The sequence below is a fragment of the Traorella sp. mt218 genome (assembly GCF_055420025.1).
In genome coordinates this window covers 14,047-34,637 of the sequence record NZ_JBVAYM010000022.1, presented here as the reverse complement: position 1 = coordinate 34,637, position 20,591 = coordinate 14,047, and the positions used below count along the sequence as shown (strand labels likewise).

Here is a 20,591-nt window from a genome sequence, read left to right as displayed (position 1 = left end):
GAAGAAGTTTCTAAATTAATCTTAAAAGCAAATAAGATATTATGTATTGGTGTTGGTAATTCAGGTATTCCTGCTGAAGCATGTGCCATGAGATTTTTAAGAAATGGATTAAATGGTATATATCTAAAGGATAATCATTTTCAGCTTATTTATTTGAATGAAATGAAAAAAAATGATTTTGCTATCTTATTTAGCAATAGCGGAGAAACAAGTGATGTTCTATATTGTGCAAAGATTTTAAAAGAAAATAATATTAAATTTCTATGCATCACCTCTTCAATCGTTTCTTCTTTAGCTAAGATCAGTGATTACCAGATTCTAATCAAATTTATCAAAGGACCGGTTACCAGTGGAAATATGATTACGCAAATCGTTCAAATGTATGTAGCTGATTTAATTAATACCGGTGTATATCTCCAAGATAAAAATAAAATTATGAAATCAAGGGAAATCACTTATGATTATGCCACAGCAAAACAAAAAGGAGATCTTTAAGACCCCATTATTACTTTTCTATACGAATATACACTGAGGACCAATTAATAAAAATGTACGAACAGGAATATCGTAATTCCATACTCGTACATTTTTTATTTTATAAAGGTATAAAAATAGCAATCAATGCTGCTAATGCGATATAAAGAATTGGATGCTTGTTGTATTTTACCAGTAAAAAATATATAAGAGCAAAGCATCCTAATGCCGGCCAGTTGAAAAAATCTAACATTGTCTTGTCTACATGAAACAAGGTCGATTCTATCACATCCCATGCTGATACGAATATTAACGCTGCCACTGCCGGTCTTATTCCATAAAAAGCTGCATTTACATATTTGTTATCCTTAAATTTATCCAATACCTTACATATTGATATAATCACGATCAAGGCCGGAACAACGATCCCCATCGTCGCAACCACACCACCTATGATCCCTGCTGCATTATATCCTGCGTAAGTAGCCATATTGACCCCTAGCGGTCCCGGTGTACTTTCAGAAATAGCGATCATATCGATCAGTTCTACTCGTGTAAACCAGTCATACTTATCTGCCAGTTCATAAAGAAACGGTAAGGTTGCAAGTCCTCCACCTACTGAAAACAATCCAATCTTGAAAAATTCTATAAAAAGTGTCAGCAGCGTCATGCTCTCTTCCCCTTTCTAGCCTTGAGTATAATACCGATAATGGCTGATCCAATTACTACCGGAATCGGTGATAGAGATGAAAACATTAAAACTACAAAAACAATTCCAAAGATGATGAGCGTGCTTACATCAACAACGCCTTTCTTAAAAAGGGTCAGTGTTGCATTCACGACAAGAACCCCAACCGCAACACGTACACCTCTGAAGGCCTGCTGAACGATCGGATATGCCATGACATTGCTTAAGAACATGGCAATCAATAAGATAATAACGATCGATGGGAAAACCATGCCCAACGCTGCACACAAAGCTCCCATTTCTTTTTTGCACTTATATCCGATAAAGATAGATGTATTGATGGCAATGATACCCGGAGTACACTGGCTGATGGCATAATAATCCATGATTTCCTCTTCACTTGCCCAGCCTCTATTTTCCACGATTTCCTTTTGCAGTATAGGAAGCATTGCGTAACCGCCGCCAAAGGTAACTGCACCGATTCGTGAAAAGATAAGAAATAAATCAAGATAATCTTTCATCATTTTCACCCTTTCTGTCAGAAAAACATCCTACTCCAACAAAACAGTATTTGGATTTCAGCTATTTCAAATTATACTCTATGGTGCTAGCATTGTCAAAATATTTATTCGTATATTTAATTATTTATACGTACATTTAAACATATAAATTTATTAAAAAAAATAAGTATTATCATAAAAAAAGCCTATAAAAAGGCATATTCATATATTCAGATATTATTATCTATTTTTTTACTGATTTATCTTTCAAAATTATTTATATATACATTATGTAAAATAAACATATATTTCACACATAAAAAAAGGCAGATTTCTCTGCCTTGCTTGTCATCTAAAACATATCTTATTTATAAAACTCCATCGGATATGTCAGATATGAATGTGGTTCAAGCTGATCACAGGTTACATATCCGCTAGGTGCTTTAAGTAATGATGGAATACGATTTACAACTGTTGCGCAAGTATGTTCAACCGTTGCCGGCTTGACAACGTGGAATTCTGTATTCGGTTCTCCTGTCAGCCACCAGTCACACATATCACCATCTTCCGGTCCATATACCTTACCGATTGTTTCTTCTTCAATCGTAATGCCCTGCATCGTTTCAATTGTTACGACTGCTGACATACCGATACATTTACCGGCCTTGATCGTTTCACCCAAAGTTTCACTATATACATCATGATCACTTGTATAAGGAACATGCTTCTGAGTGATTGATTTGATCGTTAATCCAAGTTTGCTGCAAAGAGCTTCACTGGCATTCCAAGCATAAGAAGGTTCAAATTCAGTCGGATGAGCAATCGTTTCTTCAAATTCTTCTTTCGTCAGATTACATCCGTGAGCCTTCGCTAAAGCTAAACCATAATCTTCAACATTATAGCTGTAAGCTCCCTTGATCTTTGTCAGCTTATGACAACCGCTGGCAATCATCGCCACGCTATTGATCCAGAAAATATCCTGCATTCCCGATCCGGTAATCGTACAATTATGAGCTTTTGCCAATGCATCCAAACGATTGATCTGAGCAGCTGATGTTGTCCAAGGATAAATTGCTTCCTCACAAGTTGTGATTACATTGATACCTCGAGATACGCACTTTTCTACATGATCATAAATATCATTGATAAAGCTGAATAAGGTAACGATTGCCACATCAGCATCACATTCATCAAGCACCTTATCGGCATCATTAGAAATAAGAACACCTGTCTTAACGCCCAGACCAGCAAAATCACCAACATCCTGTCCAACTACTGCCGGATTGACGTCGATAGCACCAACGATCTGTGCACCATGCTCATAAAGATAACGAAGCGTATATTTCGCCATCTTACCGCAACCATACTGAACTACTTTAATTTTCTCCATAAAATTAACCTCCTTCTCCTGATCATTGCAGGAGCTTTTCCTTATGACTTTAGTTTAAACTATCATCTAAGGTGAGAGTCAATAGAATTTGTGAATTTTTTATCTTTTTAGGAAACTAATAGGAATCTGAAGCCTCATAAACATGCTTCTCTGTTCACTGTCAAAGACATTAAACTCTGTCATGATTTCACAGATATAATCACCGGCAATCTGATATCGATGTTCTTCACAGAACTGCTTCAGCTTTTCCGCATACATAATTTCATCATCATATCGATCCAAATAGATACAGGCATACATACCACTTTCGATAACTTGCAGATGGACATGGGAGTTTTGATCATGACGGTTCGTAAAAATAAAGATCTGATTCGCAATATAACGATCATGAATATAATCATCCTTGGTAATTGAAGTACCGACATTATAAGAATGTATCTGTCTGAATTCATTCTTTTCTAAAGCTTCCCGCAGCTCTAATAATACTTTTTCATAACTGCTGATATCACTGTTGTAGAAATTGGAAGAACAAGGAATGCCCCAAATATAGCGCTGATCGATAAATTCAAGCGATATCGTACCGGTAGAGGGCGATTTGCGATAACGCTCTATCGACATGATGGCCCGATCAACGGCATCATGGCGTGCTTTTAACTGACGAATCTGTTCATGGATCTGTTCGCTTTTTTGGACCAGCAAAGATTCGATCATATCCAGATCTTCCTTTTGAAAAGCCTCTGCGATTTCCGAAAGGCTCATACCTAATTCTTTCATATAAGCAATCATATCCAGTCGCGCATTCTGATGAATATCATAATATCGATAACCGCTGTCCGGATCGACATATCGCGGTTTCAGCAAACCCATTTCATCATATAAACGCAGGGTAGGGATCGATACCCGATTCAACTTTGCCATTTTTCCGATCGATAGTAAATCTTCCTTCATAATTCCTCCAAAACTCTAATGTATATATAGAGTTTAACATGAAATAAAAATCAATTCCAGCATCAAAAAAATCTTCGCATCATTTTCTGCGAAGATTTATTTCATGATATTAAAAAACACAAAAACATTTACGAATGATTCATCAATTCCATATACTTATCATATTCACTTTCAGGAATGTTCAATAGCTTCATGGCATCATGCAGATTGATCTTCATATTCTCCATCAGCGAACACAAGGAAGTATAGAATCCTTCCTGTCTTCCTCTCTCCATGCCTTCCTTCATGCCCTCTTTTATACCTTCTTTTATACCTTCTTTTATGCCCTCTTTTCTACCTTCTTTTATGCCCTCTTTCCTACCTTCCTTCATACCTTTTTTCATACCTTTTTTCATACACATCTCTTCCACATAGGCTCCATAATCGCACATGCTTCTTACCTCCTTCGCCAGTCCTCCTTTTAGCCTGAAATTATACTTCTTTAATGCTTGATTTTTCGTTTCATAATTCATCCCTTGGTCCGCCAATATTCTTAGGATATTCATCGATACTTTTTCGTTTTCCTTACATCCTAAGTATAGCACAATGATCTGCTGCTTATCAAAATATTTTTCCTCTTCGCACGCATTCCCGATGATATGTTCCTCCACCATCCGATAACGATTGATACAATTTTGCTTGTGCTTTGGCGCATTAAAGACGATCCAGATCGATACCACCTTTACGATATCGTCATACTGTGCATGATTGAACACCTCTTCCACCTGCATTGATACATTGCGGGAATTGTAATAGTTGGCCCTGCTTAAGACATGGCTTCTTCCTTTCAATTCTCCCTGGGCCTCCAGATTGATGATCATAGCGATTTTTCTTTTGTCATCATGGGGCAGGGATGCATAGATGAGCGAATCGAAAACGACACTGACGTCATCTTCATTATTTTCATTTCGATGTCCGGAAATAAGGTGTGTATGTAAAGGGACATCTCCTTTAGGCTCGATACATTTCATGATTTCACCAATAGAAGAGTTTGCGTATTCATCAAGATTGTCCTTCATGATATAAGCAAGGACCAGCTTGCTCCTTAAGATATTCTTGAAATGTTGGTCGAGCAGAATCTTTTGATGCATAAATGAGTACCTCCCTACTCTTATATATGCAGTCAATCGTCATTTTTCCCAAAAATAATTCAAAAAATAAAAATTTTTTCATCGCTATCTGTTTAACAGCGTAATTCTCCGTGACTTTACTTCAATGATCTTTTCTTCCTTCAGTTTTTTTAATTCCCTGCTCATCGCACTTCGATCTACTGCCAGATAATCGGCCATATCCGTATATGAAAAAGGAAGCCGGATCATTCTGGATCCTGTTTTTTTCGACAATATATCAAAATACTCCAAAAGCTTATTACGAATCGTTTTATTGGTCAAAATGCGGATCCTTTCATTGCGTTGACTTATGATTCCCATAAATATCTCCGAAATGTTCAACAGAAACTGATAGTGATATTCTTTATCATTTGAAAGGTTGCGAACAGCAGCCATATCAAAAAGTAAGATCTCACTGTCCTCTTTTGCCAGAATCTCACACCCTTCATTGATCGAAAAGGAAATGTTGCTGCCAAAGACCGAATCTTTATATAATTCTTCTATAATAACATTATTACCATAATAATCACTCTTAACGATCTGTATATAACCTTCATTCACGATTCCTATGACCTGATTCAACCTTATCGCTGATATGCTGTCATTTTTCTCGAAATATACTATATTTGCCTCTAAATCCTTTAATAATAAAGTTTTATCCTCAGGATCTATTTTTTTAAATATGTCGAGTGCCATCTTATCACCTTCAAAAAAATCATATCACGTTTTCAATATTGTTGCAAATGCAACAGTATATCTTTTTTTATTATGATAAACTATATATACACGAAAAAAAGAGGTACAGATTATGAAAATTATTAAGAGAGATGGGCATGTTGTCGATTATTTTCCTGAGAAAATTGCCGTTGCGATCGGTAAGGCCAACGCAGAGGTAAGAGAGGAGGATCGTGTAAGTGAAGAGCAGATCAACGCGATCATCAAATATATCGAAAGCTTAAATAAAAAAAGAATCTTAGTAGAGGATATCCAGGATATCATCGAAATTAAATTAATGGCTTTGGGAAAATATGCCTTGGCAAAAAAATATATTACATATCGTTACAAGCGTGAATTAGTACGAAAAGCAAATACGACCGATTTGGCGATCAAAGAGCTCATTGAAGGAGAAAGTGAATATTGGAACAGTGAAAATTCCAATAAGAACGCAAAAGTCGTAACAACTCAAAGAGATTATCTGGCAGGGATCACCAGCACAGATATCACACGTCGTTTTTTATTGCCTGAAGATATCGTCCAGGCTCACGATGAAGGAATCATTCATTTCCATGATGCTGATTACTTTGCGCAAAACGCTTTACACAACTGCGATCTGATCAATTTAGAAGATATGCTTCAAAACGGTACGAACATCAATGGGGTCATGATTGAAAAACCGCATCGTTTCCTTACGGCCATGACGATTGCGACCCAGCTGATCACAGCTGTTTCTTCCAGCCAGTATGGCGGCGCCACGATCACGATGACACATTTGGCACCTTTTGTCAGGGATAGTTATAACTATTATCTGAAGAAGTACAAAAACCGTGGTTTTGATGATGAGCAGGCCGTTAAATTTGCGAAAGAAGATCTGGCAAAAGAAATCACAGATGGTGTGCAGACTTTCCAGTATCAGATCAATTCCATGACAACGACAAATGGACAGGCGCCTTTCTTAAGTGTTTGCCTTTACTTAGGTGAAACAGATGAATATAAAGAAGAGCTGGCCATGATCATCGAGGAAGTGCTGAAGCAGCGTACACAGGGCATGAAAAATGAAAAGAATGTATATATTACCCCGGCTTTTCCAAAACTGTTATATGTCCTTGAAGAAGACAATATCCGAGAAGGAAGCAAATACTGGTATCTGACTGAGCTGGCTGCAAAGTGTACGGCAAAGCGTATGGTACCGGATTATATTTCCGAAAAGGTCATGAAAGAATTAAAGGTTGACAAAAACGGTAATGCCGCCTGCTATCCATGCATGGGCTGTCGTTCTTTCTTAACGCCTTATGCTGATGAAAACGGTAAGCCAAAATATTATGGACGTTTCAATCAAGGCGTGGTCACGATCAATTTGGTCGATGTAGCCTTATCCAGCGGAAAAGATCCAGAGCTTTTCTGGAAGATATTTGAAGAACGTCTGGAGCTGTGCCATCGGGCTTTACAGATCCGTCATAAACGCTTAAGCAACATCACTTCAGATGCTGCTCCGATCCTTTGGCAGCATGGTGCTCTTGCCCGTCTTCCAAAAGGAGCCAGCATCCATGATTTGCTGCACAACGGATATTCAACGATATCTTTAGGTTATGCCGGCTTATATGAATGTGTCAAATATATGACAGGTCATAGCCATACGGATAATGGTAAAGGAAAAGAATTCGGTCTTGAAGTCATGCAGAAGATGAATGATAAGTGTAAGGAATGGAAAGAGGCTGAAAACATTGATTACAGCGTCTATGGCACACCGATCGAATCAACGACCTATAAGTTTGCGAAATGCTTACGAGATCGCTTCGGCAAGATCCGCGGCATTACCGATCGTGATTACATCACCAACTCCTATCATGTACCGGTATTCGAAGAAATCGATGCCTTCACTAAGCTGAAACTGGAAAGTGAATTCCAGAAGCTAAGTCCGGGAGGAGCTGTTTCTTATGTAGAAACACCTAACCTGACAAACAACATCGATGTCGTTCTGCAGATCATCCAGTTCATCTATGATAATATCATGTATGCAGAATTAAATACTAAATCCGATTATTGCCAGGTATGTGGCTATGATGGTGAAATCCTCATTGATGACAATATGGAATGGTATTGTCCAAACTGCGGTAACCGTGATCATGATAAGCTCAATGTTGCAAGAAGGACTTGCGGTTATATCGGCAGCAACTTCTGGAACAAAGGAAGAACCCAGGAAATCAAAGAAAGAGTATTGCATATAGACAATAAGGATGCATAGTATGAGATATGCGAAAATAAGAAAAATGGATATTTCCAATGGTCCCGGTGTCAGAGTTTCGATCTTTATGCAAGGCTGTGCCTTTCATTGTCCAAACTGTTTCAATCCCGAAACCCATGATTTTCAAGGTGGCAGTGAATTTAATGAACAGACCATCCAAAAGGTCTTATCCTTAGCCGAATCTGACAATATCGTCGGTTTATCTATCTTAGGTGGCGAACCGATGCATCCGATCAATATTGACGGAACCTGTGCGCTTGCCAAAGCCTTTAAAGAAAGATATCCGAATAAATCGATCTGGTCATGGACGGGATATCTGTTTGAAGATTTGAAAGATAAAGAGGTCCTTCATCATATCGATGTGCTGGTAGATGGTTTATACAAGGACGAGCTTCATGACTTCCGCTTAAAATGGCGTGGCTCTTCCAACCAGCGGGTCATTGATGTACAGGCATCATTAAACGAAAATAAAATAGTATTATTTACAGACTGACAGGAAGTATATTTCCTGTCAGTTTTTCTATACAAATGAATGCAAAACCGTTATAATAGACAAGACGAGGTGAAAGAATGAATACGATTTTATTTGATTTAGATGGAACCTTGCTTCCAATGGATGTCGAAGAATTTACAAAAAAATACTTTGGATTGATCATGCAGACCATGAACGAAAATAATCGTGACGGAAAGATGATCCTTGATGCCATCTTAAAAGGTACGATGGCGATGGTAAGAAATGATGGCAGTCGTACGAATGAAGAAGTTTTCTGGGAAACATTTGTAGAAGCAACCCAGATCCCTCAAGATGAAATTGAACCTGAATTCTATGATTTCTATGAAAATGTTTTTGATAAGATCAACAGTGGTATCCAAAGTCAAAATATGATCAAAGCTGCTAAGCTTTTAAAGGAAAAAGGATATCGTTTATACCTGACAACCAATCCATTGTTTCCACGCGTTGCCACTTTAAAAAGAGTTCGATGGGCCGGACTTGATCCGGACGATTTCGAATGGATCACCACCTATGAAAATTCTTCATTTAGTAAACCCTCTGTTAACTATTATCAAGAAGTTATCCAAGGTCAGCATCTGGATGTCAACCAATGCATGATGGTTGGTAATGATGTCAAAGAAGATGGTGTTATCGAAACACTGGGCATTCCTTTATATTTGGTTGAGGATTATATGCTGAATCATGACAATCTTGAAATCAAGTGCCGATGGAAAGGAAGCAGTCAGGATTTTCTTTCATTTGCAGAAGGACTTCCTGAAGTCAAATAAACTATCTGAAAAAAACAGTGATCACACTGTTTTTTTCTGCCAGGTATATTCGTTGACACTTTATTTTCCTTTAGAATATAATTATAAATAAGGATTTAAGGAGGAAATAAAGTGAAAATTGTAATAGTTGGCGGTGTGGCCGGCGGTGCAAGTGCCGCTGCCCGCATAAGACGTCTTGATGAACATGCACAGATCATCATGTTTGAAAAAGGCCCTCATGTTTCTTTTTCAAATTGTGCTCTTCCCTATCGTCTAAGTGATGAGATCAACAGTGACCAAAGGCTTATCATGATGACACCTGAAAGATTTGCCCATCAATATAACATCCAGGCATGTCCGAATCATGAAGTCTTATCCATTCACAGAAATGAAAAGAAGGTTTGTGTTAAAAATTTAATCAGTGGAGAAACTTTTGAAGAAAGCTATGATAAGCTCATTCTTGCTCCCGGAGCCAGTGCTATCGTACCTAAGATCAGCGGAATAGAAAAGGCCCATACATTTGTAGTGAAAAATGTGGCGGATGTATCCAGGCTTTATTCATTTCTAAAGGAAAACAAGGTCAAGAAGACTGCTGTCCTCGGTGGTGGCTTTATCGGTGTCGAAGTATGTGAAAATCTGATCCATGCCGGATATGAAGTATCGCTTATTGAGGCAATGCCACAGATATTACGTACATATGATTATGATATGGTACAGATCCTGCATAAAGAAATGATGGATAAAGGGGTCCGGCTGGTCGTAAATGATAAAGCCATTGGTTTTAATGATTCAAATGTGCTTCTTGAATCAGGAAAAGTTGTCGAAAGTGAAGCCGTGATCCTGGCTCTTGGCGTACGTCCCGATACGATGCTTGCGAAAGAAGCCGGGCTATTGTTGAATGAGCGAGGGGCAATCAAAGTGGATGCTAATTACTGTACCAGCGATCCTGATATCTATGCCGTAGGTGATGCCATCGAAGTGTTTAATGCGCTGACCCATCAGCCTATGATGCTTTCACTTGCCGGTCCTGCCCAGAAAGAAGCACGCGCTGCTGCGGATCATATCTACGGTCATGCCGTAAGAAATCACGGGTATATCGGTTCGAGCTGTATTCAGGTATTTGACTATCAGGCCGCTTGTACCGGTTTGAATGCTGCCCAATGTGAGGCATTAGGATTTAGCTATGATTTTGTTTATATCATACCTCAGGATAAGGTAAGCATCATGCCACATAGCTATCCCTTACATTTAAAACTGATCTTTGAAGTTCCTACGGGAAAAATCCTCGGTGCACAAGCCATTTCCAAAGGTGAAGCAGTCAAACGAATTGATGTGATTGCAACGCTTATCAAATTTAACGGAACGATTGATGATCTAAAGGATCTGGAGCTTTGTTATGCACCACCTTTCTCAACTGCCAAAGATCCTGTCAACTATGCCGGTCTGGTTGCAGGCAATCTATTAGAAAATCGTTTTTCCCAAGTTCATGTCGATAAGGTAAGAGAGCTGGTGGAAAACCAGGCTTGTATTATTGATGTCCGTGAAGAAGGCGAATACGCACAGGGACACCTTGTTTCCGCAATCAATATACCGCTTAGCCAGTTACGGCAACGCATGGATGAGATACCTAAGGATCGTCCTGTCTATTTACACTGCCGAAGCGCTCAGAGAAGCTATAATGCCGTCATGGCTTTACAGGGCTATGGATATAAAAATGTATATAATATTTCAGGAAGTTTCCTCGGCATCTGTTTATATGAATACTTTAATGATGTGAGCAAAAATCGCAAACCTATCGTAACTGCTTATAATTTCAATTAACATGAAAAATACAGGAATCACTATTGATCCCTGTATTTTTTTGTTTGTTATTTCTCAACTAATCCAATGTTAAGGAAGGAGCTGAATAAACACGTGACTTATACTCGTTATCTAACATGTATAGGCCCTTTGGATCCGTACCGAACAATTCAAACCGGGTAATCATATCCATGGCATTCTTTTCTTCTTCTCCCTGTTCATCAATGAACCAGTCTAAAAACTGCATCGTTCGATAATCTTTCACATCAGCAGCTGTTTCATAAATATGATGAATCAAAGAAGTTACATAACGTTCATGTTCAAGACTCGCATGCAAAGCATCAGAAAACTCTTTTAGCTCCTTGTCCGGCTTTGCGATCGCCTCTAAGGTCACTGCATGATCATTGTTTTGAAGATACTTCATAAACAGCATCGCATGATCCATCTCTTCTTTTGCCTGAATGTCAAACCAGTTTGCATAACCATCCAAACCTTTGTTCTTATAATAATTCGAAAAATCAAGATACAGATAGGCAGAATACAATTCTTTATTGATCTGATCATTCAATAAAGCACTTACTTTTTCATTTAACATATAAATACCTCCTCTTTATCTTAAGTATAACTCGATTTTGAATGTTGTCAATTTATAATACCTAAATATCATCAAGTGAAGCTACTCGTTTTCCATTTTTAAGGCAGATGATCTGATCATTTGAACGCAAGATCTCCTTATGATGCGTAATTGACAATATCAGACGATCCTTGCTGATCGCATCGATTACCTCCAGCATCCTGTTTTCATTCAACGAATCCAAATTGGCACTCATCTCATCCAGCAAAAGGATCTTTGGATCTGCCAACAGTGCCCTGGCAATCGAAAGAAGCTGACATTCCCCTTTCGAAAACATGCTTTCATCCGCAGCAGTATCATAGCCATTTTCAAAAGAAAGCACCTTTTCATGCAAACCGCAAAGCTTCATCACACGCTTGACATCTTCAAGAGAATAACGCTCATCCCGTAATGTTATTTGATCACAAATGCTTCCTTTGATAAATACGAAATTCTGATCCACCAACCCGAAAATACGGCGCATGTCCTCTCTTTTGATTTCATGAGGATGATAGCCATTGATCGTGATTTCTCCTAATGTCGGCTGATAGAAACCCATGATCAGATGAAAGAGGGTACTCTTTCCGACTCCTGTACGTCCTATGATCATATTTCTTCTGTTTTGATCACATCTAAAGGATATATCCTGTAAGACCAAAGAATCCTGTTGATAGGCAAAAGACACATGATCAAACACAAGTTCGATATCCGGCTTATCAAAAAGCATGTCATAAGTCAAAGCCCGCTCCACCTTCTCTTCAGGAAGCTGATAAAAATCCTCAATTCTTTTCATACCGGATACGGCCTGCTGGATCGACTGGAGCTCATTGCCAAGATCTTCAATAGGTGTAAATAGCTGGCTCATCAATTCAATGCTGGCCGCACACATACCAATCGTAAGCGATGAAAAAGAAAGATAATCACTCGCTAAAAAAACGATAAAAACGATGACAAATGCACGCAGGATCTGTGTCAGTGGTGAATAAAGAGAATCATAGAAATTGATTTTTTCATTATTTTTATAGGTTTCATCTAATTTATTTTCAAATTTATCGACGTGATACTTCTGCGTATGAAAGACCTTCATGATACGGGCATTACGAAGGATATCATGAATCATCTTTGTCAGATCAGCGGTATAGATACGACTTTTCATCTGTACCTTCAGCATCTTTTTCTGGACCAGTCGCGTGAAAGCTATTAATAGCGGCAATAAAATGATCAGCAGGATCGCCAGCGTTTTCGAAAACATTGCAATTGAAATAATGATCCCTATGATCTTGAAACAGTTGACGACCATCGCAATGACACCACTGCTGAACACAGAAGAAATCGTCTGCGCATCATTTAGAAAATAAGATGAAATCAGCGATGGATCAACGCTTGTGAAATACGATGTCTGAATACGCTGGATCTTTTCCATCATCTCACTGCATATTTTCTGTGTCAATGACTGTCCGATCCATACAAAGCTTGTTTCCTTTGCCATCTCGACAATATTAACGGCTATGATAACGACAAAATAAGCAGTGGCTCCTGCCAAAAGCATGGAACGATTCATCGGTTTTAAGATATCATCAATGATGTAGCGCAACAGTTGTGCCGGCAAGAGCGAAAGCAAGATAGAACCAATCAAAAGAATGATCAATAAGATTGTAAAGAAGAGATGCTCTTTGATCAGCCGGCGGATACAATGCATCATAAATGATCGTTTCATACTTTTTCCTCCTGCATTACCAATGTTCGATAAGTAGGACTCTTCTTTAACAGCTCTTCATGTGTTCCTATCTGATACGAACCATTTTCCTCTAAAACGATGATCCAGTCAAATAAAGGCATCAGCTGCATCTTATGCGTGCTGATCAAGATCCCTGAATCATGATAATGCTCCCTCAGATTATGCATGATCTGTAATGTCGTACGCTCATCTAAAGCCGCAAAGGGATCATCAAGAAGCAAGAAATTCGTCTTGCTGAAAAGAGCCCTTGCCAATGCCAAACGCTGCTGCTGTCCGTTTGATAAAGCACTTCCACCGCTTCCGGCTTCCGTTTTTTCACGATCTGCCATATTCGCAAGATCTTCCTCAAACTGTGCATCTTCTAACGCTTTACGCAAATCACCATCACGACCCATTTTAATATTTTCTAAAATCGAATCACTCATCAGATAAGGATGATGTCCCATATAGCCGATTAACTGATCTGCTTTTAAGCTGCGTCCCTCTTGCATGTCAAAATATATATTCCCCTCATATGGATATTGACCTAAGAGGGCCAATAACAGAGTAGATTTCCCATAGGCGATCGGTGAACAAAGACCTGCGATTTCCCCTTTTCTTAAAGTAAAATTCATATCCTTGATGATCCAATCACCATTGGGATATGCGAAAAAGAGATGTTCGACACGCATCTCATTGACCCATGCACATTGTTTATTTTGATGAAGCATTACATTATCTTTCATATATTCTTTTACACGCATCCATGAAACCTGCGCCTTCTGTGTAATATTAAAGATCTTCGCAGCCTTGCTTGCCTTATCCGCCAAAAGCACATAAATGCTGATATAAGCCGTAAAATCACCCAGGCTCCAATTCCCATCGATCACATACTGACCACCCATGACAAGAATCACTAAGATACCGATCATCGAAATGATCTGATAGAACGGAGTTAATGCATTTTCCAATACAGCAACAAGCACTGCCTTCTTCTTCAGATCCTCCAATGAATGATAATACCTGCGCTTTGCTTTATCTTCCACAGAATTAGCCCGAAACAAAAGGACGTTGGAACACTGCTCAATGGTCAGATTTGCCATATCGGAGGAAGCCTTACGATAAATAGCAGTCTTTTTCTCCACATATCCTTTCATCAGCGTCGCTAAAAAAGAAGCCACCGGAATGCATAGACAGGCAAGAAGGGTACATTTTACATCATACATCAAAAGACCGAAAAAGTAAGAAATGATCAGCATCCCTGTATCAAAGACTTCTGTCATGACCTTACGCATACCTTCTGCACATAAATCAACATCACCCAATATCTTCGTGATCATATCACCGGATTCATTCTTTTCCATTTCTGCCAATGGCTCCGCAATCATCTGCGAGAACATGATCGAACGCATATGCAGGGTCGTCCGATTGGCAAATCTTCGCGTATAATAACGCTTCAACAGGCGGAGGATCTGGATCGCGCTGACGATAGCGATAAAAATAAATGACTGGGCAATCAGCGCAGAAAGAGATCGATGCTCAAGCAGGACATCTAAAAGACGTCCCTGTTCTACATTGATGGATACCATAAACAAGGAACAAAGCGTCCCTGTGATGACGATCGCAAGGATCAGCTTTTTTTCCATATAAAAATAACTTTTAATTTTATCAGGACGAACATTTTTATTCATAATTTAACTATATGCCAATTTTATTAATAAATCAATACATGAGCTTACATTACGACTTACACATGATTCAAGGCTTGGTGCTTTCAATGAACCAGCGATTTTTTTCATAAAAAAGCTTTCTTTCCTGGTCTTGAATGCGACAGCGGTATAAGATCCCGCAACCGCCCACCTCGCTCACTGCTTTACGAATTTCTAATATCCGGTCGATCGGATATTGAACTCCATTCTCCCATCTTAAGATCAAAGGTGTTAATCTGCCTTGCTTATCAATCAATGTAATGACATCCACATATCTCTTGTACAGCATTAGAAATATCCTACCGGAAAGATGATATGACTGCCCTTAGGATCAAAATCACTCAATTCTTCATCAAGCAGCATGCTGCACCGTTTTACGCTTCCAAAGCCATATCGTAAACGAATCTGATCGATCGTTTTTTCAAGGCAGTATCGTTTCTGACGGTTCATTTCATCTTCAAATAAGGAAAATTGTACTTTTTCACTTTCAAAGCATAAATGTGAAAGAGAAATACTAACGCTTCTTAACGGTATAGAAAAATCATAATTGTTTTTTATTAGCTCTGTCACGATTTCCATCAGTTCATCACTTAAATTGGTTGCTCTTACCAGCGTTTTCTGACGGGAAAAGCTTTTCAGATCTGTATTTCTCAGCTGGATGCTGACACATCTTCCTGCCATTCCTTTTTCCTTCGCACGTGAAGCTACCGACTCACAAAGGACATAGAAAACACTTTGAGCATCTCGTAGATTTTTTATATCCTTGGGCGTCGTGATACCATTACCGATTGATTTTACTTCTTGACAGGCATCTATACGTGCTACCTCACTTTGATCATAACCATTGGCAAACCAATAAATGATTTCTCCCATTTTACCTAAATGCCGCTTCAATATTTCTACATCAAACCGTGCCAGATCACCGATCGTATGAATACCGAAGATTTCCAGCTTCTTTAAGGTCGCTCTTCCAACATATAAAAGATCGCCCACAGGCAGCTGCCATGCTTTTTCCTTAAAATTATCACGACTGATTTCTACCAATCCCATCGGTTTGATCATATCACTGCCAAGCTTGGCAAATATCTTATTGAAGCTGATACCGACCGAAATGCTTAGACCGATCTCTTCCCATACCCTTTTTTGAATCGTCCGGGCGATATTTAAGCCGCTTCCAAATAAAGACAGACTGTCACTTACGTCGATCCATGCCTCATCCAAGCCAAAACTCTCTACCCGCTCACTATATTCCCGATAGATATCCTTTACCTTTTCCGTATAATAAAGATATTCTTCATAATGAGGAGGAATGATGACCAGATCCTGACATTTCTGATATGCTTCATGCACTGATTCACCTGTCTGAATCCGATACTTCTTTGCCGGATCATTTTTTGCCAAGATGATTCCATGCCGCATTTCGCTCTTACCGCCCACGGCCATCGGTACATGACGCAGCTCAGGCACCATCATTTCCTCTATCTGTGCATAACAATGATTGATATCACAGTGCAAAATTACTCTTTCTTTCATCTTCCCGCCTCCGCTTTCATTATTTCATTTTCAATATCATTTTACAACACATTTTGATATCTTTTAACTGGTAATATTTTACTTGATAATTATCATATTGCATCTTTTGCTTTTTTTTGATATTATAAACATGGGGTGAGAGAATGCTGCAAAATCAGATCATTAAACAAAGAAAAAAACAATTAAGATTAAAGATCGATGATATCATGGAGGCCACAGGCGCTTCCCGTCCCAGCGTATGCCGCTGGCTAGCCGGAGATACGAAACGTATTTCTCCTGAGAAGCTGCAAAAGCTGGCAGATATCCTTCAAACGACACCGGATCATCTGTTGGGAAAAGATAATGTAAGCACCATGAAACCGATCTTGGGTATCGTGAAAGCAGGTTATGATATGTATGCCGAAGAAAATATCATGGGGTATGAGGAAGTCAGCGAAGATGAAAGCAGGCAGGGGGATTTCTATCTTCGAGTCAGCGGGGATTCGATGGTCAATGCCCGTATCTGTGACGGAGATTTATTATATGTGAAATCTTGCAGTGATGTCGAAAGCGGACAGATTGCAATCGTATTGATCGGTGATAATGAAGCTACTGTTAAGCGTGTTATCAAAAAAGATCATTTATTGATTTTGGAAGCTGCTAATCCTAATGTTGAAAATCGTTATTTTAATGAAAAGGATATTGAGGAGCTTCCGGTTCGCATCATTGGCAGGGTCCTTTATAATAAGGTGCGCTTTTAAGACAGGAAATTTTAGTAAAAAAATTATTGACAATGTTTTTTCATAGTTCTATAATACGCATATGAAATGCAAAGACGCTAAATATGAGGGAGTATTTTAGCGCCTTTTTCATTTAAAGGAGGGTAAATATGACCAAAATTCAAGAAACGTTTGGAAGTCTGGTATTCAATGATGCCATTATGCGTGCAAAGCTGCCTAAGGATGTCTATAAGAAATTAAAGGCAACGATCAATGAAGGCAAAACTTTGGACGTCAATGTTGCGAATACAGTGGCAAATGCCATGAAAGACTGGGCGATCGAAAAAGGTGCGACCCATTTTACACACTGGTTCCAGCCGATGACCGGTATCACTGCAGAAAAGCATGACAGTTTCATTACCCCGGATGGTAATGGAGGAGTCATCTTAGAGTTTAGCGGTAAAGAGCTGATCAAAGGTGAACCGGATGCCTCCAGCTTCCCAAATGGCGGATTACGTGCCACTTTTGAAGCAAGAGGATATACGACATGGGATCCTACTTCATATGCCTTTATCAAAGACAATACGCTTTGTATTCCGACAGCCTTCTGTTCCTTTGATGGAAGCTCATTAGATAAGAAAACCCCGCTGTTACGCTCGATGCAGGCATTAAATGATCAGGCACTCCGTATTTTAAAACTGTTTGGTAATGATGATGTCACCCGTGTTACGACAACCGTAGGATGTGAACAGGAATACTTTTTGATCGATCAGGATCTATATGAACAAAGAGAAGATCTTAAGCTATGCGGACGTACCTTATTCGGTGCTTTACCTCCAAAAGGACAAGAGCTTGAGGATCACTACTTTGGTATGCTGGATAAAAAAGTCAGCGATTATATGCGTGATCTGGACGATGAGTTGTGGAAGCTGGGCGTTTACGCAAAAACCGAGCATAAAGAGGTTGCTCCAAGACAATTTGAATTGGCTCCTGTTTTTACCTCCAGCAATATCGCAACCGATCACAATCAATTAACCATGGAATTTATGAAAAAGGTTGCGAAAAAGCACAACTTTGCCTGTCTGCTTCATGAAAAGCCTTTTGACGGCATCAACGGCAGCGGTAAGCATAACAACTGGTCAATGTCGACCAATACCGGTATCAATCTTCTTGAACCGGGTGATTCTCCGGCAGAAAATGCCCAGTTCTTACTGATACTGACTGCTTTGATCAAAGGTGTTGATGAATATCAGGATCTATTAAGAATTTCTGTCGCAACAGCCGGCAATGACCATCGTCTTGGTGCCAATGAGGCTCCTCCGGCAATCTTATCCATTCATTTAGGTGATGAGCTCAATGCCATCCTTGAAGCAATTGAAAAAGGTGTACCTTACAATAAAACATTTAATAAAGTCATGGAAATCGGTGTTGATATCCTGCCTTCCTTCCCAAAGGACACAACGGATCGTAACCGTACCTCTCCCTTTGCCTTCACCGGTAATAAATTTGAATTCAGAATGCTTGGATCAGCACTCTCTATCGCTTGTCCAAACCTCATATTAAATACAATCGTTGCGGAAGAGCTCCAGCAGTTTGCTGACGTGTTAGAAACGGCACCTGACTTCAATAAAGCCCTCAATGATTTGATCCGTAAAACGATCAAAGAGCATAAACGAATCCTATTCTCCGGAAATGGCTATACGGATGAATGGGTAGAAGAAGCAGAAAAACGTGGTCTATTGAATTTAAGAACGACAACCGAAGCCCTTCCTTATTATACAAGTGAAAAGAATATCCATCTTTTCACAAAGCATAAGATCTTCACAGTTGATGAAATGTATTCAAGAAAAGAAATCCTTCTTGAAAATTACTGCAAGATCATTCATATCGAAGCATTAACAATGCTGGATATGGCCAAAACACAAATTCTTCCTGCTGTCTTGAAGACCCAAAAAGAAATGACAGATATTATCTTAAATAAAAAAGCGGTATGCGACTGCTTCGATTGTTCAATGGAAATTGACACACTCAAGAAAATGGATGCACTGACAAAAGAAATGGTCGATGCCATAAAACATCTGGAAGAAGAGAATGCTAAGGCTGAAGCATTGCCGACCCTTGAAGAACAAGGCAAAGCTTATTCAACATTGATTCTGGCATGCATGGCTGATTTAAGAAAAGCAGCTGATGCTCTGGAAACATTGACACCAAAAGAAAACTGGCCAATGCCAAACTATACTGATTTATTATTTACTGAATAATGATAACGATAAATAAAAGTGGTTGTTGTACAACCACTTTTATTATATAAATCCATAATGCTCACAGGCATGAACGATTCCATCATGATCACAGCTTTCAGTTACAAAATCACTGACCTCTTTGACCTCATCGACGCTTTGTCCCATGGCAATACCGATCGTTGCCTGCCGTATCATTTCTACATCATTTCTGCCATCACCAAAGCAGACTGTTTTAGTCAGATGAAAATAATCCAGACACTTTTCAATACCTTTATATTTATGAAATCCCTTGATTCCTAAATCAGCATAACAGCTGTTCCCAATATCAACATTTAAGCCTTCTATTTCCTTTAGCGGAGCATAATCATAACCTTTAGGTGCATATGCCATCGCCATGATGATCTTCATTGAAGGATTATATTCCCCCTGGCTGGGAGCTGTTTCACGAAAAAACTCATGGGTGATTTTCACATATTCATTGGGCTGCTGGACACAAAACCAGTCATCAAGTGTTTCCAGTGAACACACAAGCTTATTGGCGTTGCATACATCTATGACCTGCCAGACAAGATCAGCAGGCAAATATGCCGTATAAATCACTTCATGTTTCCCATTTAATACACACTGTCCATTATTCAGCACCAAAGCATCAAAACAAATCTGATCCAATAGACCGCTTTCCTTTACTGAGCTTAAGTTACGCCCTGTGGCAACTACGATCTTATGACCTTTTTCTCTTAATTGCTCGATCGTTTCCAATGTTCTTTTAGAAATCACATGATTACTCGGATATAAAGTACCATCAATATCGAAACAAAAACAAAACCTTTCCATAAAAATCACCTCGGTATTTATTATACTAAATATAAGAGAAGATTTCTATGAATATATTAATTTAAACTTCTATC

Annotated in this window: 19 protein-coding genes; 7 read left to right on the top strand and 12 right to left on the bottom strand. The window is 39.0% G+C overall.

The window, feature by feature from the left end:
• The coding region (locus ACZYT3_RS10385; protein ID WP_464088601.1) for a MurR/RpiR family transcriptional regulator at positions 1–495 on the top strand (495 nt) is incomplete at its 5' end.
• 100 nt (positions 496–595) lie between these two features.
• Here the strand turns inward: ACZYT3_RS10385 and ACZYT3_RS10380 are convergent.
• From ACZYT3_RS10380 to ACZYT3_RS10355, 6 genes are all read right to left on the bottom strand, one after another.
• Positions 596–1,144 carry a chromate transporter gene (locus tag ACZYT3_RS10380; protein WP_464088600.1) on the bottom strand — a complete coding sequence of 183 codons (549 nt, stop codon included), beginning with the start codon at positions 1,142–1,144 and terminating at the stop codon, positions 596–598.
• Positions 1,141–1,683 (bottom strand): chromate transporter, encoded by a 543-nt coding sequence (locus tag ACZYT3_RS10375; protein ID WP_464088599.1) that lies wholly within the window; start codon positions 1,681–1,683, stop codon positions 1,141–1,143. The genes ACZYT3_RS10380 and ACZYT3_RS10375 overlap by 4 nt, the downstream gene beginning before the upstream one ends.
• 343 nt (positions 1,684–2,026) lie before the next feature.
• Positions 2,027–3,052, bottom strand: a complete 1,026-nt coding sequence (locus tag ACZYT3_RS10370; RefSeq protein WP_294561548.1) for an NAD(P)H-dependent amine dehydrogenase family protein — start codon at positions 3,050–3,052, stop codon at positions 2,027–2,029.
• Positions 3,053–3,151: 99 nt separating this feature from the next.
• On the bottom strand, positions 3,152–4,000 hold the full coding sequence (locus ACZYT3_RS10365) for a MerR family transcriptional regulator (RefSeq protein WP_464088598.1): 849 nt from the start codon (positions 3,998–4,000) through the stop codon (positions 3,152–3,154).
• A 128-nt stretch (positions 4,001–4,128) separates the two neighbouring features.
• Positions 4,129–5,130 carry a hypothetical protein gene (locus ACZYT3_RS10360; RefSeq protein ID WP_464088597.1) on the bottom strand — a complete coding sequence of 334 codons (1,002 nt, stop codon included), beginning with the start codon at positions 5,128–5,130 and terminating at the stop codon, positions 4,129–4,131.
• Positions 5,131–5,214: 84 nt separating this feature from the next.
• The gene (locus ACZYT3_RS10355) at positions 5,215–5,844 is read right to left on the bottom strand and encodes a Crp/Fnr family transcriptional regulator (protein ID WP_464088596.1); all 630 of its coding nucleotides are present in this window, start codon (positions 5,842–5,844) and stop codon (positions 5,215–5,217) included.
• A 112-nt stretch (positions 5,845–5,956) separates the two neighbouring features.
• Between ACZYT3_RS10355 and nrdD the strand changes: the two genes are divergently transcribed.
• From nrdD to ACZYT3_RS10335, 4 genes are all read left to right on the top strand, one after another.
• Entirely contained in the window at positions 5,957–8,110 is a 2,154-nt protein-coding gene (nrdD, locus tag ACZYT3_RS10350; protein WP_294561544.1) for an anaerobic ribonucleoside-triphosphate reductase, read from the top strand.
• A gap of 1 nt (position 8,111) precedes the next feature.
• Positions 8,112–8,603 (top strand): anaerobic ribonucleoside-triphosphate reductase activating protein, encoded by a 492-nt coding sequence (gene nrdG / locus ACZYT3_RS10345; protein WP_464088595.1) that lies wholly within the window; start codon positions 8,112–8,114, stop codon positions 8,601–8,603.
• A 77-nt stretch (positions 8,604–8,680) separates the two neighbouring features.
• Positions 8,681–9,391, top strand: a complete 711-nt coding sequence (locus ACZYT3_RS10340) for an HAD family hydrolase (RefSeq protein ID WP_464088594.1) — start codon at positions 8,681–8,683, stop codon at positions 9,389–9,391.
• Between the two features lie 111 nt (positions 9,392–9,502).
• Positions 9,503–11,191, top strand: coding sequence for an FAD-dependent oxidoreductase (locus tag ACZYT3_RS10335; protein WP_464088593.1), 1,689 nt, complete (start codon positions 9,503–9,505; stop codon positions 11,189–11,191).
• A 58-nt stretch (positions 11,192–11,249) separates the two neighbouring features.
• Here ACZYT3_RS10335 and ACZYT3_RS10330 read toward each other — a convergent pair whose 3' ends face one another.
• From ACZYT3_RS10330 to ACZYT3_RS10310, 5 genes are all read right to left on the bottom strand, one after another.
• On the bottom strand, positions 11,250–11,765 hold the full coding sequence (locus ACZYT3_RS10330; RefSeq protein ID WP_294561540.1) for a ferritin: 516 nt from the start codon (positions 11,763–11,765) through the stop codon (positions 11,250–11,252).
• A 61-nt stretch (positions 11,766–11,826) separates the two neighbouring features.
• Entirely contained in the window at positions 11,827–13,500 is a 1,674-nt protein-coding gene (locus ACZYT3_RS10325; protein ID WP_464088592.1) for an ABC transporter ATP-binding protein, read from the bottom strand.
• Positions 13,497–15,146, bottom strand: coding sequence for an ABC transporter ATP-binding protein (locus tag ACZYT3_RS10320; RefSeq protein WP_464088591.1), 1,650 nt, complete (start codon positions 15,144–15,146; stop codon positions 13,497–13,499). Before ACZYT3_RS10320 ends, ACZYT3_RS10325 begins: the two co-directional genes overlap by 4 nt.
• A gap of 112 nt (positions 15,147–15,258) precedes the next feature.
• Positions 15,259–15,498, bottom strand: coding sequence for a hypothetical protein (locus tag ACZYT3_RS10315; RefSeq protein ID WP_294561537.1), 240 nt, complete (start codon positions 15,496–15,498; stop codon positions 15,259–15,261).
• Positions 15,498–16,742 (bottom strand): DNA polymerase Y family protein, encoded by a 1,245-nt coding sequence (locus ACZYT3_RS10310; protein WP_464088590.1) that lies wholly within the window; start codon positions 16,740–16,742, stop codon positions 15,498–15,500. Before ACZYT3_RS10310 ends, ACZYT3_RS10315 begins: the two co-directional genes overlap by 1 nt.
• Before the next feature lie 143 nt (positions 16,743–16,885).
• Here ACZYT3_RS10310 and ACZYT3_RS10305 point away from each other — a divergent pair, with 143 nt between their 5' ends.
• Together ACZYT3_RS10305 and ACZYT3_RS10300 are read left to right on the top strand one after the other, a co-directional pair.
• Positions 16,886–17,482, top strand: coding sequence for a LexA family protein (locus ACZYT3_RS10305; protein ID WP_294561535.1), 597 nt, complete (start codon positions 16,886–16,888; stop codon positions 17,480–17,482).
• 128 nt (positions 17,483–17,610) lie between these two features.
• Positions 17,611–19,701, top strand: coding sequence for a glutamine synthetase III family protein (locus tag ACZYT3_RS10300; protein WP_464088589.1), 2,091 nt, complete (start codon positions 17,611–17,613; stop codon positions 19,699–19,701).
• 42 nt (positions 19,702–19,743) lie between these two features.
• On the opposite strand, the gene ACZYT3_RS10295 is transcribed toward ACZYT3_RS10300, so the two are convergent.
• Entirely contained in the window at positions 19,744–20,517 is a 774-nt protein-coding gene (locus ACZYT3_RS10295; RefSeq protein ID WP_464088588.1) for an HAD family hydrolase, read from the bottom strand.
• Positions 20,518–20,591: the final 74 nt, after the last annotated feature.